The 12,789-nt window shown below is 60.6% G+C and carries 11 protein-coding genes; 7 read left to right on the top strand and 4 right to left on the bottom strand.

Features of this window, described 5'->3' with window-relative positions:
• Window positions 1-291: 291 nt before the first annotated feature.
• Window positions 292-1,932 (top strand): right-handed parallel beta-helix repeat-containing protein, encoded by a 1,641-nt coding sequence (locus tag AUR66_RS10815; protein ID WP_157533069.1) that lies wholly within the window; start codon window positions 292-294, stop codon window positions 1,930-1,932.
• Window positions 1,933-2,011: 79 nt separating this feature from the next.
• On the opposite strand, the gene AUR66_RS10810 is transcribed toward AUR66_RS10815, so the two are convergent.
• From AUR66_RS10810 to AUR66_RS10795, 4 genes are all read right to left on the bottom strand, one after another.
• On the bottom strand, window positions 2,012-3,199 hold the full coding sequence (locus AUR66_RS10810) for a DegT/DnrJ/EryC1/StrS family aminotransferase (RefSeq protein ID WP_058572431.1): 1,188 nt from the start codon (window positions 3,197-3,199) through the stop codon (window positions 2,012-2,014).
• Between the two features lie 281 nt (window positions 3,200-3,480).
• Window positions 3,481-4,995, bottom strand: coding sequence for a flippase (locus AUR66_RS10805; protein WP_058572434.1), 1,515 nt, complete (start codon window positions 4,993-4,995; stop codon window positions 3,481-3,483).
• 216 nt (window positions 4,996-5,211) lie between these two features.
• Complete coding sequence (locus AUR66_RS10800) at window positions 5,212-6,156, bottom strand: NAD-dependent epimerase/dehydratase family protein (RefSeq protein ID WP_058572430.1); 945 nt, start codon at window positions 6,154-6,156, stop codon at window positions 5,212-5,214.
• Window positions 6,157-6,425: 269 nt separating this feature from the next.
• Window positions 6,426-6,665 (bottom strand): DUF7120 family protein, encoded by a 240-nt coding sequence (locus AUR66_RS10795; protein ID WP_058572429.1) that lies wholly within the window; start codon window positions 6,663-6,665, stop codon window positions 6,426-6,428.
• Between the two features lie 272 nt (window positions 6,666-6,937).
• Between AUR66_RS10795 and AUR66_RS10790 the strand changes: the two genes are divergently transcribed.
• The 6 genes from AUR66_RS10790 to AUR66_RS10770 all read left to right on the top strand — a co-directional run.
• Complete coding sequence (locus AUR66_RS10790) at window positions 6,938-7,555, top strand: hypothetical protein (protein WP_058572428.1); 618 nt, start codon at window positions 6,938-6,940, stop codon at window positions 7,553-7,555.
• A 126-nt stretch (window positions 7,556-7,681) separates the two neighbouring features.
• Window positions 7,682-8,353 (top strand): hypothetical protein, encoded by a 672-nt coding sequence (locus AUR66_RS10785; RefSeq protein ID WP_058572427.1) that lies wholly within the window; start codon window positions 7,682-7,684, stop codon window positions 8,351-8,353.
• A 73-nt stretch (window positions 8,354-8,426) separates the two neighbouring features.
• A complete protein-coding gene (locus AUR66_RS20545; protein ID WP_231727833.1) occupies window positions 8,427-9,515 on the top strand; it encodes a two-component system sensor histidine kinase NtrB in 1,089 nt (362 codons plus the stop codon).
• A gap of 75 nt (window positions 9,516-9,590) precedes the next feature.
• Entirely contained in the window at window positions 9,591-9,752 is a 162-nt protein-coding gene (locus tag AUR66_RS21220) for a hypothetical protein (protein ID WP_157533068.1), read from the top strand.
• Window positions 9,753-10,088: 336 nt separating this feature from the next.
• The gene (locus tag AUR66_RS10775) at window positions 10,089-10,796 is read left to right on the top strand and encodes a universal stress protein (RefSeq protein ID WP_058572426.1); all 708 of its coding nucleotides are present in this window, start codon (window positions 10,089-10,091) and stop codon (window positions 10,794-10,796) included.
• A 31-nt stretch (window positions 10,797-10,827) separates the two neighbouring features.
• Window positions 10,828-12,789: amino acid permease (locus AUR66_RS10770; RefSeq protein WP_231727831.1), on the top strand; the 1,962-nt coding region annotated here is incomplete at its 3' end.

Here is a 12,789-nt window from a genome sequence, read left to right as displayed (position 1 = left end):
AGAATCTCGGTCGCGACCCATTCGTGGTGTGCTGAATGTTAACACTCATTAATCTGGCCATGTGTCGAATTCCTGTATTCGATGTAACACCAAAAATACAGAATGAATAGTGGCTTCTCAGGGTCTCTAACGCCAATAATGCTTGCTTAACGGGGTTATTCAACACACATAAAACCGCGAAATCAATAATTGAATAATGTTTACTTTGTTCAGGTATTTGTGACTGTATCTAAATCCTATCGTTGGGATAAGGGGAAGGTTTATACCTTAATGCTCATCTTAACCGGACATATGGTACCCGAAAGCAACGGCGTGCAGAAGGAAGACGACGATTCCCTCCTCGGAAGACGAACCTACCTGAAGCTTGGCGGCGCAACCCTGGCGGCACTCGCCCTCGGCACGGGCAGTGCGAGCGCAGAGAGCCACCCGTACACGCTCATCGTAGACGGGTCGGACACCTCCGAATCGACCGAGTACGTGTTCGAGGTTTCAGAGACGATTCAGAAGATTTCCTCCACCAGCACTGATTCGTCCTCAGACACCGTTTCCGACGGCCGCGTCGAAGGGTCGGTCACCGACGGCGTCGACGCCTACGAGTTCTCCGGTAACATCACGAGTTTCAGCTTCGACGGCCCTGCGGTCGTGAAGTGCGGAGAGAACATCGAGCAGACCGTCGAGCACACCATCGAGATCATCTCGACCGAAGACCCCTCCGAACTCACCTACGAGTTCACGGCGACCGACGAGATTACGAAGATATTCAACGACACGCGGAACTCTGCAGAGACGAGGAACGACCAGATTTCGCAGAACTCCGACGGCACCTGGACCGCACAGGGCTACACCGGCAACGGCTACGGTGACTCGTTCAAGTTCAAGGGCGAACTCGTCGAGTTCAGCCCCAACACCGGACCGTTCAAACTCCTCATCGACGGCCAGGAAGTCGACCCGTCCGAATTCGGTTCCCAGACGTCCGAACCGACCGACGACTCGACCCCGACTGGGCCTGCAATCGGTGGCGGCGACGGCTACCCCAACACTGTTGCTCCGTCTGAGGCCGACTACCTCGTCTCCTCCACGCGCGAGTTGGTCTCTGCATTCGACGACGCGTCGAGCGGTGACGTCGTCTACGTCGAAGGCGGCGCAGAAATCGACGTTGGCCGCCGCGAACTGACCGTTCCGCGTGGCATCACGCTCGCATCCGACCGTGGTATCAACGGTGCCGAAGGTGGCCTCATCAAGACCGACCACAGTCCGTGGGCGATGCTCGAAGTCCAAGACGACGTCCGCATCACCGGCCTGCAGGTCGGTGGCCCGCGCTGGGACTGGGTCGAAGCAGACGACACCGAACTCGGTATCGACGCTCGCGGTTCCAACATCGAAATCGACAACGTCAACGCATTCGGCTGGGGGTACGCTGCGATTCGCTCGAACGACGACACGCACATCCACCACTGTCACCTCCACCACAACCCCCGCGAGGGTCACGGGTACGGTGTCGCAACGGAAGGATCTGACAACCCCATCATCGAGTACAACCTCTTCGACCACAACCGCCACAGCGTCCAGGGTAACGGCGGTGGCTACACCATCCGTTACAACCACGTGAAGGCAGACGCCATCTCGCACGTGTTCGACCAGCACCGGCCGGGTGGTACGACGATGAAGATTTACAACAACACGGTCGAGGCCATCTACGACGAACTCGAAGACGAGAAGGTCCCTGCCGTCGCCATCCGCGGCGTGCCGGACGACATCGCGGACATCCACGACAACTGGTTCTACAACCCTGTCGAACCGCGGGACAACCCGAGCGGATGGACGAACGAGGCTATCATCCAGGTCCACACGGACGAATGGCGGAACGTCTCGTTCAACAACAACCACTACGGGTCGTCTGAACCGTCCTCGGACATCGGTTGCCCGAGATAACGCACGTTCGACGCGTCTGAACACCCCTTCAGCCTCGATATCCGCCACCGGGTGACGGTTCGGAAGACTCCGTCCGCACTCAGACGTGCTTCGACAGTTCTTCCGAACTCGTCGTCGACCGAGGCGGCTTTTCGTCGAGTACCGTTTCGATACACTTCCCGAAGAGCGGCAGCGACTCCCACGGAAGTTGTTGGTGCGTTGGGAGGACGATAATCGACTCTCGAAGGTGCGTCGCTCTCGGGAACTGTTCGATGTACGAACCGTCTCCCTTGAGCCCCCAGATATACCGTTCTGCGGGGAGTCCGGCACTTCGAATCGCGTTGTAGATTCGGTTCCGTACCACTGGTCCCTCTCTCACGCGGATTGCGACCCCGTATGGACACGCTGTGTCGTGCGCTACTGGTGTCAACACGTCGACACCCTCGGTGTCGAGTAGACTCAGGCGGAGCGTGTTGTACCTCCCACTTCGCTCTGACCGAACACGGAGTGGGTAAGCGTGGTGTAGTCCGATTCGCGAGAGTCTTCCGGGTGTGAGAGGTGGCCACGAAGTGGCCGGCATCGGTTGGACTTCAGAGAGGTCTTCTTCGAATGGTCGCGGAGTCGCTCGTCCGTTCAGTCGACGAAGCTGTTTCCGAACGTTGAGGTGGTTGACAGTCCACATCCCGGTGAGTCTGAGAAGTTCCTTCGTTTCGGACGCTGCCGACACAGGCGGTTCGAGTCTGTGTGTTCGACTGACGACGATGCCACCGAACGGTGCGGGGAGTGTCTTGTGCGCACTGTAGACTGCGGCATCTCCGGTGGTTCCGAGCAGTTTCCCATCTTCGTCTCTACTGAACAACCCTCGTGCGCAGTCTTCGATGACGAAGGCACCACTCGAACTGGCAGTCTGTGCAAGCGAGTCGAAAGACGAGTCAGCGAACCCGAGGTAGTGGACGAAGAGAACGACGTCTGGTTCTACCTGATGGATGAGCGCTTCGATTTCCTGCTCTGGGTACGTGAGATCCGCTGAAATCGGGTAATAGACGATTTCGTAGCCGTGTTCCCGAAACGGCCAGACGGCGCTCTCTGGGAGGTACGCCGGGAGCATGACTGTCCCCCCGTCAGTACCGAGGGCGTCGAGGATTGCGTAGAGTCCTGTCCGTGCGTGCGCGTACACCTGTTTGTGTCCCCGTGGGACCCAATTGGGGTCGTCCACCCACGACGGGTGCAATGGGTCGGGTTTGCCAACCCATCTGAGTTTGAAGTTGGGGTCGAGCGGAATGAACATCGTGTCCGTGTTGTGGATTCTGCCTCGAGTCGTTCCTTCAGGGTCTGTTTTCCCCCGAACGAGTGACCTGTGACCGCCCGAGATTCTCTTGGCGACTGTGTCCCTGCGGTCACGGCACAACCAGTCTGAGATTACACCGAGAGTGATATTGTTATACAGCGAAATCCAGGGAGAACTGTTCGAAATACTGACACTCTTACCCCCGAAAGCTGGCCACGACGTGTGGCCTTCCATCTACGCCACGACGAAGCACACTGACTCGAAGGGAATAGTGCAACCCATCAATCTATCCACGCCTCGATGGTCTTCGACCACTTCCGGAAGGGGGATGGGAGCGCTGCGAGAATCCCGAGCAACTCGTCGACACTCAGTGCCCCAGTGCCGAGTGCGGCGACGAAGTAGAATGCCCCACCGAGGAGTGGAACGACGACGAGTGCGACGAGGTCACTCGAAATCACCGTGTCCATGAGGTAGATGACCGGTGCCGAGACGAGGACAGTCGCCCCGATACGAACCGCACGGAAGTCGCCGAGCGGGTCGTAGCCGATGTATCTGGCACTCAATACGTGCAGGCCGAACATCGACCCGTACCCGATACTCGTCGCCACTGCCGCACCGATGATACCGTACTGGGGAATGAGGATGAAGTTCAACACGAGGTTCAACAGTGCGGCCCCACCGGTAGCGAAAATCAGGGGTTTGAGGTTCCCGTTCCCCTGACTGATAGCGTAGATGGGGCGTGCGATTGCGAACCCGAGTGCCCCGGGAAGGAGGAAGATGAGGGGTGCGACCACTGGCAGGAAGTCGGCACCGAAGTAGTACGGGACGAATCGGTCAGCGAGGACGGCGATACCGATGGCCATCACGATGGTCAGCAGTGCGGTGTACCTCGTAATCCGGGCAGACATCCGAGAGACTCGTTCGTGTTCCCCGCTGGACCAGAGACTGGACGTCGAGTGAAGCAGCAGGGACTGCAGGACGATTGGCACGAACCACATGTACTCTGCGAGCGCGAGTGCGGCTTTGTAGTACCCCGTCTCGTCGTTTCCGAGGAACATGCGAATCATGATGACGTCGATGTGGTACAACGACATGACCAGCAAGACGAGGGCGACGTTGAGGACGTTGAACGTGAGTAACTGACGCTCCGAGAGGTTCGACGCGACGCTCCCAAAGACGGTTTTCAGCGGGACGTATCGGTTGATGACGAGAAGTCCGAGTATCGCAGCGACGGTGTCACCGAGGATGTTTCCGAGCAGGAACCCCGCCACACCACCGTCGTAGAATACGGCGAGTCCGATGCCGATGCTGATCCACAGGAGTTTGTTCAGCACACGAATCGGCTCCGAGAACTGTTCGAGTCCGAGTCCTAACAGCGTCCGATTGCAGAATTCGCGGAACTGTGCCGCGATGACGAAGATGGCAAGCAGGTAGAAGTACAAGACGAAATCCGGCCCGAAGAGGCGCTCTACGGCGCCGGACCCTGTCACGGTGACGAGTCCGAGGAAGCCGATTGCTGCGAGGACGACTGCGAGTTTGAAGTAAAACCAGATGACGCTCGCTTTCCAGTTCGGTTCGTCTCGCTCTTCGGCGACGAACTTCTGGACGCCACCGGTCACTCCCGAACTGATGAAAATCATCAGCACGGAGAACACCGACAACAGGAAGGCGAAGTCACCGTACCCTCCCGGTCCCAGAACGCGGACGATGAGCGGGAGTGTCGCGATTGAGACGACTGACGTTATCACTTTGGCGCTAAATATCGACAGAAACCCTTTCATCAGGTTTCGACTCATCGTGTGGTCACCGTCCACGTCTCCTCGGCGTTCGATTCGCTCGGTCGGTGGGCCGCATGATTAAGACGGCGAGCGGTGCACGTGGAAGTCTGAATCGACGTTCCGACGACACTCTTCCACTGCCGTCTGTGAGTCATTTCCGTTCGTAAATAGGTGGACCAGCGTGGGTATTGTTATGCTTCGTATAGCCACCGATTCGACAGTCTTCAGCCGAGGTCACTCGTACCCCGTCGGGCGTTTTTTGCGTTCGTTTACGATTTTCCCGAGGCCGTCCCGGAGTGACACCGTGGGTTCGAACCCCAGGTCACGTCGTGCGCGAGTGATATCGGCCTCGCTCTCTGCGATGTCCCCGGGTTGAGCAGGTTCGAACTGTACCGACGTGGGGCGTTCGGTGAGTTCCGAGATGGTCGACGCTAGGTCACGAATCGAGACACTGTCGCCAGTCCCGACGTTGTAGGCCGTCCCAACGTTGTCTGTCGTCGCCGCAAGGAGATTCGCCTGCACCACGTCGTCGACGTGGACGAAGTCGCGGGTTTGGGTCCCGTCACCGAAGATGACGAGTGGGTCACCTTCGAGCGAGCGTCGCACGAAGACGTCGATGACACCGCTGTACTGACTCGCCTCTCCCCGTCGGCCGTACACGTTGAAATACCGAAGTGCGACCGTCTCGAGACCGTACAGGTCGTGGTACATCGTTGCGTACCGGTCCAACGCGAGTTTCTGTAGTCCGTACGGTGAGGTCGGTCTGAGCGGGTCGTCTTCTGTGACGGGGACGTGATTCGGTTGGCCGTACACTGCCGCGCTCGACGCGACGACCACGCGTGCGTCTTCGTCTCGCGCTCGGTCGAGGATGGTGAGTCCCCCTGTGCAGTTCACGCCGTGTGTTTCGAGCGGGCGTTCGACCGACGCGCCGACGTCCACGACTGCTGCTTCGTGGAAGATGATGTCCACACCTTCCGTCGCGCTCCGGACCGCGTGCTCGTCGAGGATGGTCCCCTCGACGAGTGTCACGTCGGACGGGAGGTTGTCCCGATGGCCACTGGAGAAGTCGTCGAGGACACGGACCTCGTTGGTCTGATGGAGGGCGTCGACCAGGTGGCTACCGATGAAACCCGCGCCACCCGTCACGAGAACCGTCTGGTCCGAAATCGGGGCGTTCATCGTCGGGTGTTGGTGTCCCTCCCAGAAAGTTGTACACCGACAAACGCTGCCCGGGACACGACAAATCCAGGGCCGAGCGGGCAGTTGTCCCTGCGAGTTCGGTCACGCGGCGAACGTACAGGTAAATGTGAGATTAACCACGGAATCGCCCGAGAGCAGCGCTGAAATAGCGTGTCGAATGTGACATCTGAAAAGAATCTCTGGCCGGTGAGTTCGAGTGGTCGTCGAACCACTCGTCAGATGCCGGGGGCAGAACGCTCTGCTTCCGTCTAGAGCACGTCGTCGTCGAGTCCACCGGGGTCACCGGCAGTGTCGAACAGGTTGTTCTGGGCGCTCTGGACGAAGTCCGACTGGACACCACCCTCGTCGTCGACGGGGGCACCGTAGGCGTCCATCCCCATAGAGAGGAGTTCTTCGACGGCCTGTTCTTCGCTGATGAACTCTTCGTCCACGAGTTGTTCGAATTCGACGAGCAGTTCGTCCGGGAGGTTGACCTCAACGACGGGCATACACCGGGCTTCGTCCTCTACGTACTTGAGCAAATGGGTGTGATGTGCCTGTGTGTCTGTGAGACACTGGCGGGGGACGGTGCCGGACAGAGGTGCGTCGTTCGACACGCTGGGGTGTGTTCTTCGGGCGATTGCGGTGTCTTCGGTGCCTTCGGTGTGACCAGTTCGTTCCGATAACCGCGTGTATTATGGACTGGCGACCGGACTGTCAGCGTACACGACCGCCTCGACGCTGCGAATCGAGTACTGCGCCATCATCAGAGGACTACGCTGTGACCCGTGAGACAGACGAGAACGGAGACGCCGAAGGCCGGTTCCCAGCAGGTGAACTCGGGTGGCTTCCCGAACGAATCGACCTGCCGAACGACGAGTGGGTCATCTACCCACCGGGGGAACCCCGCCCTGCGAACTTCGCGCTTCGGTTCGAGAAGTCGGTCCCGTCGGTTCTCGTCGGAACCGAGTCCGGCGACCCACCGAGTGTTCACGTCCTCCCGCATCCCGGTGGACTCTCTCTGTCTGCCCGCTTTGGCGGTATCGTCGACGAGTCGATTCGCGAAGTCGAGACGCCCGATACCGACGACGAGAGAGCAAACGTCGCCTCGTGGGTCCAGCAGTGGATTCGTCGCATCCACGACAGGGCAGAACGTGCGCGCGTCGAGTCTGCCTGCGTCCCCGTCCCGAATACGGGACGGCAGGTCGCAGGCGCACTCTACCACCACTTCGGCAGCGCCGACGCTGTCGCGGCAGTCGTCGTCGAGCGAGACACTGCGGCGCTTCGCGACGTCTCTGGCGTGGCCGAACAGACGGCGACAGACCTCGTGGTTCACTACGGAACCGACGCCGAGTGGGAGTACTACCGCCAGCGACACCACCGCGACGCGGCACCGTGAGCGAGACACATCAGCTCACCTTCACCACGTAGGTTTCCGAGTCCCTCGGGTGCCGTTTCACCGTGTGACACAAACACCGATTTGTCTCTCACGTAGGGTTATTCCTTCACACGACGACGTACTGGTATGTCCCCCACACGTCGACTGTTCGTTCGCTCTGCTGCTGTCTTGTCTCTCGGCCTCGTCGCCGGATGCCTCGGCGGTGGCGGAGGCGACGGCGATTCACCCGATACCGACGACTCGACTGACCTCCCGGATACCACCGATACTGGAACCGACCCCAGCGGAGGGACCCGCCCGAGTGGAACGGGCGGGCCGGGAATCGTACTCACGAGCGTCGACTCTGCCCCGGACATCCCCATCGAACCGACAGTCGAAGTGCACAAAGACGTTGCAACCGACGACCACCCGCCACAACTCCGTGTCACGCTGACGAACACGAGTGACGAACGCGTCGAAGTCGGCGAAGGCCGTGCCATCTTCTTCCAGTACGTCGGCGACGACTCGCGCGACCTGATTCTCCTGCCGGCAGGACAGGAGTATCCCGCCGAACCGGGATGCTGGCGACTCGACGACCCAATCGCCGTCACCGAAGAGTACCGAATCGAGACGTTCGAACCGGGTGAATCGAAGTCTGCACTGGTCGACCTCTACGGGGCGGCGAAAGAAGATGGTGAAGATAGCTGCTTGCCGGTTGGCGAGTTCCGCTTCGAAACGACGTTCGCTGTCGGTGGGTTGACCGGAGGCGACGAGAAGCGAACCACAGCGACGTGGGGATTCTCGCTGTCACTGGAGTAGGTCTGCGCCCGTAAACGCGAGGACACAGCAATCCTAGTGATTTATACTGACGTATCAAAATTTTGCAACAGTTGTGACCAATACTGGCGGGGAAGCCGCTGAAAACACCGAACAGGGGGCAAACCGAATCCAGTTCAAAAGCTTCGAACAGGCAGTCAAACACGCTGGCCACTCGATAGTCGTCACCGACCGTGACGGGACCATCGAGTACGTGAACCCTGCCTTCGAGGAGATTACAGGGTACACGAAAGAGGAAGTCGTCGGAAAGACGCCTCGAATCTTGAAATCTGGTGAGCACGACGACGACTTCTACCGACGCCTCTGGGAGACAGTCCTCGCTGGCGACGTGTGGCACGCCGAACTCGTGAACGAACGAAAAAACGGCGAACGGTTCACCGTCGACCAGACGATTGCACCGATACTCGACGACTCGGACACCGTCGAACGACTCGTCGCCGTCAACCGCGATATCACCAAACGGACGAAACTCGAGCGGCAGTTGAAACAACAGCGCGATAGACTCGACGTTCTCAATCAGGTCGTTCGCCACGACGTTCGAAACGACCTCCAGTTGGTCGTCGCGTACGCCGACATGCTCGAAGACCACGTCGACGACACCGGCCGTGCGTATCTGGACAAAGTCCAGACGAGTGCAGAGGACGCCGTCGAACTCACCCGAACTGCGCGCGAACTCGCCGATGTGATGCTCAAACCCGAATCCAACAAGATGGCCGTAGCGCTCGACCAGGCAGTCGAAGAGCAAGTCGAAGACATCGACTCGGCCCACGTCGATGCCGAGGTTCGCGTCTCCGGTTCGATTCCTGCCGTCTCGGTCGAAGCAGACGATATGTTGCCCTCGGTGTTCAGAAACCTCCTCCAGAACGCGGTCCGACACAACGACAAAGACGTCCCGAAGGTCTCAGTTTCGACAGCGACGGACGAAGACTGCGCGACCGTTTGTGTCCGCGACAACGGACCGGGGATTCCCGACTCCCGCAAAGACGAGATATTCGGAAAAGGAGAAAAGGGGATGGAGAGTCCCGGTACGGGATTGGGACTCTACCTCGTTGGCATGCTCGTTGACCAGTACGACGGGTCCGTCGAGGTTCACGACGCGGAACCCGACGGGAGCGTGTTCGAGGTCACGCTCCCTCTCGCGTGAGGTGCACTGACCGGATTTTCGTCTCTCGTGTGAACTGGTGACGGATGCATGAGTCACTCTCCGAGAAGGGTGTGTATGGTCGCCAGTAACTCACTCGGCAGTCGAACCGGCGGCGGCGACGGGTTCACGTACTACGAGACTATCGGCGGCGGATACGGCGACCCATCTGACCGCACTACAGAAGCTATCGAACGGGACGTCGCCGAAGAGAAGATGGACTGGTCGACGGTCACCTGAGGGGACGCTGTTGCCGACGGGGTCACTTTCGCCCAGAGCACGGCCAACTCATCACAGACGACGAAACGACGAGAAATCAGGAGACAGAGACGGTGCTGCCGCTACTCACACGCACTGCACCGAGAGAGGTTGGTGGCTGGATGCTGCAAACCAGTCGAGCTCGTTTCAGTGACGGGAGATGCTGGAATAAGAGGGGACAGCGCTTCGACGATGACCTAGGACTACAGTTCGACAGTTCGGACCGGCGCTCACCGGATGTGGTTGACTCCGGTGTTCGGAGACGCCTGCACCCCCGCGAAGGATTGAAACGGGCCGGGAGAGAACGTTTGTGACATCATGACACGCATCGACGAGCTAAGGATTCTCGTCCCGGTCGATGTCTCGGAGGCGGAGCCGCCACCCCTCGACGTCCTCGACCATCTCGGCGCCGTCGAGGTGGTTTTACTCGGGTACTTTCCGGTCCCAGACCAGGCCGAACCGGCACTGCTCAGGGACCAGTACGGTCCCACGGCCACCGACCGGCTGGACGCAGTCGCCGACGAGCACGGTCATCCCGCCGAGGTGCTCGTCTTCACGCACGACCGCGAGGCCACCATCGACCGCATCGCGGACGAGTACGACTGCGACACGGTACTGACGGCTGGTAGTTCGACGGTCGTCGACCGCGTCCTCGTCCCGCTTCGCGGGGACGTGAACCTCGACCGAATCCTCGCAGTCGTCGCCGACCTGCTGCTCGCGGGCAACGAGACTGCCACTCTGTTCCACTCGGTCCCAGAAGGCGCCAATCCAACTCAGGGAGAATTACTCCTCATGGGTGCCGTCGACCGCCTCGTCGAGTACGGTGTCGAACGCGACAGGGTCGACTGGCGGCTCTCGCAAGGCGGTGACCCACAGACCGACATCGTCGAACTCGGAGCAGCGTACGACCTCGTCGTCCTCGGCGAGACCGATCCCTCGCTCCGCGAGCGCATCATGGGGGACGTCCTCTCGGCGATTGTCGACGCGCTCGAGGTCCCGGCGCTCATCGTGAGGGATGTCGAGTGAGCCCAGACGCCACGAGATGGAGGAGAGATAGATGAGCGTCGAGGGGAACGAACTCGAGCGTACGCTCGGATTCGTCGAGGCGATGACGCTCGGCGGGGGGACGATGATCGGTGCGGGAATATTCATCCTCCCGGGCATCGCCGCTGAAACCGCTGGCCCCGCGAGTTCGATCTCCTACGCTATCGCTGGCTTCGTCGCGCTGCTCGCGGCACTCTCGCTTTCCGAGCTGGCGACCGGGATGCCCATCGCTGGCGGGAGCTACCACTACGTCAACCGCGCGCTCGGCGGACTCTTCGGGGCCGTCGTCGGCTGGGGTATGTGGACGGGGCTGATGTTCGCGAGCGCGTTCTACATGATTGGCTTCGGGCAGTATCTCGTCGAACCGATTCCGTTCCTCGACGGACGGGTCTTCATCGTCGGCCTCGGTCTCGTCGGACTCGTCCTCCTCCTCGGGGTCAATTACTACGGCACCGAGGAGTCGAGCGCCTTCCAGAACGTCACCATCGGGGCCGAGACTGCCATCATCCTCGTCTTCGTCGCGGTCGGCGTCTTCTTCATCGACCCTGGGAACCTCGAACCGTTCGCCCCCTTCGGACCCGGTGGTGTCGTCGCCACGACTGGCATCGTCTTCATCTCGTTCCTCGGCTTCGAGATTATCGCCACCGTCGCGGGCGAGATTAAGAACCCCGGTCGAGTGATCCCACTGTCGATGATTCTCTCGGTGGTGCTGGTGACCATCCTGTACGTCCTCGTCATGCTCGTCAGCACTGGAGTGATCCCCTTCGAGTCGCTCGGCGACTCTCCCATCCCGGTTTCGGACGTGGCCGTCGTCTACCTTGGTCCGGCGGGGGTCGTCGCAATCGTCTTCGCCGCCATCATCGCGGCGATATCGAGCTCGAACTCGTCGATACTCGCAGCCTCACGGGTCATCTACGCCATGGGCAGAGACGGGGTCGTGACCGACTGGTTCAACGTGAGCCACCCCACGTTCTACACGCCCCATCGAGCCATCGCGGCCACTGGCGGCGTGACGGCACTGTTGATTCTCGTCGGCCTCGAAGTGGAGACTATCATCGCGCTGCTCGCAGAGGCAGCGAGTTTCAGTTTCCTCGTCGCCTACTCACTCGTCCACGTCTCACTCGTCGTCTTCCGGCGGGCCGACCCGGACGGCTACGACCCCTCGTTCGCGCTTCCTCGACCGCTCTACCCGGCCGTCCCGGTACTGGGGGTGGTGCTGTCGCTCGTCGTCGTCTCGCAGATGGCGACTGTCGTCGTCGTCATCGGGTCGGGAATCGTCGCCTTCGGGGTCGCCTGGTACGCGACCTACACACGGGGGCGCGTCGTGAACGAAGGGCTCCTCGGCGAAGCGATTCGAGGGAAACCAGCCGAGCCGTTTCGCGTGGTCGTTCCGGTGGCGAACCCGGCGACACAGCGCGGCCTCCTCCGTCTGGCGGCGGCCAGTGCGCACGCCAACGAGGACCGGGGGACGCCCGAGCTCGTCGCGGTCAACGTCACACCGGTCGCACACCCCTCGCCGTTTCAGAACGTCGAGGCCGACCGCTTCGAGCATCAGCGCGAACTTCTCGAGAGCGCCCACGACATCGCGGCCGAGATGGACGTCACCCTCCGAACCAGAACGGTTGTCGCTCCCGACGTCGGAGAGGCGATACTCGACGTGCTCGAAGAGGAGGTCGCCGACGAGGCCATCCTCGGCTGGGACGGGACGCTCGAACGCGACGACCACGTCTTCGGCGCGACGGTCGACCCGGTGGTTCGGAACGCGAGCTGTGATGTCTCACTCGTGAACCTCAAAAACGAGACCATCGGGACGCCGGTGGCACTCGTCGCCCCTGGACACAATGCGCCGGTCGTCGCACACCAGGCGGCCGAATTCGCGACTGTCGACGGGACCGTCCCGACCCTACTGAACGTCCAGTCTTCCCGAGGCAAGAGTGAGTCGGACGCCGAGGAACGGGGGCGGTCGGTCGTCGTC

The sequence above is a fragment of the Haloferax profundi genome, from assembly GCF_001469865.1.
Lineage (GTDB): Archaea > Halobacteriota > Halobacteria > Halobacteriales > Haloferacaceae > Haloferax > Haloferax profundi.
Note: the sequence above shows the minus strand (reverse complement) of the source record. Positions and strands in the feature narration are given on the sequence as shown.

Coding starts and splice junctions, on each gene's coding strand:
- AUR66_RS10785 (WP_058572427.1), top strand. CDS start 7,682: ATGTCCCCCACACGTCGACTGTTCGTTCGCTCTGCTGCTGTCTTGTCT.
- AUR66_RS10815 (WP_157533069.1), top strand. CDS start 292: ATGGTACCCGAAAGCAACGGCGTGCAGAAGGAAGACGACGATTCCCTC.
- AUR66_RS10795 (WP_058572429.1), bottom strand. CDS start 6,665: ATGCCCGTCGTTGAGGTCAACCTCCCGGACGAACTGCTCGTCGAATTC.
- AUR66_RS10775 (WP_058572426.1), top strand. CDS start 10,089: ATGACACGCATCGACGAGCTAAGGATTCTCGTCCCGGTCGATGTCTCG.
- AUR66_RS10810 (WP_058572431.1), bottom strand. CDS start 3,199: ATGTTCATTCCGCTCGACCCCAACTTCAAACTCAGATGGGTTGGCAAA.
- AUR66_RS10800 (WP_058572430.1), bottom strand. CDS start 6,156: ATGAACGCCCCGATTTCGGACCAGACGGTTCTCGTGACGGGTGGCGCG.
- AUR66_RS21220 (WP_157533068.1), top strand. CDS start 9,591: ATGGTCGCCAGTAACTCACTCGGCAGTCGAACCGGCGGCGGCGACGGG.
- AUR66_RS10805 (WP_058572434.1), bottom strand. CDS start 4,995: ATGAGTCGAAACCTGATGAAAGGGTTTCTGTCGATATTTAGCGCCAAA.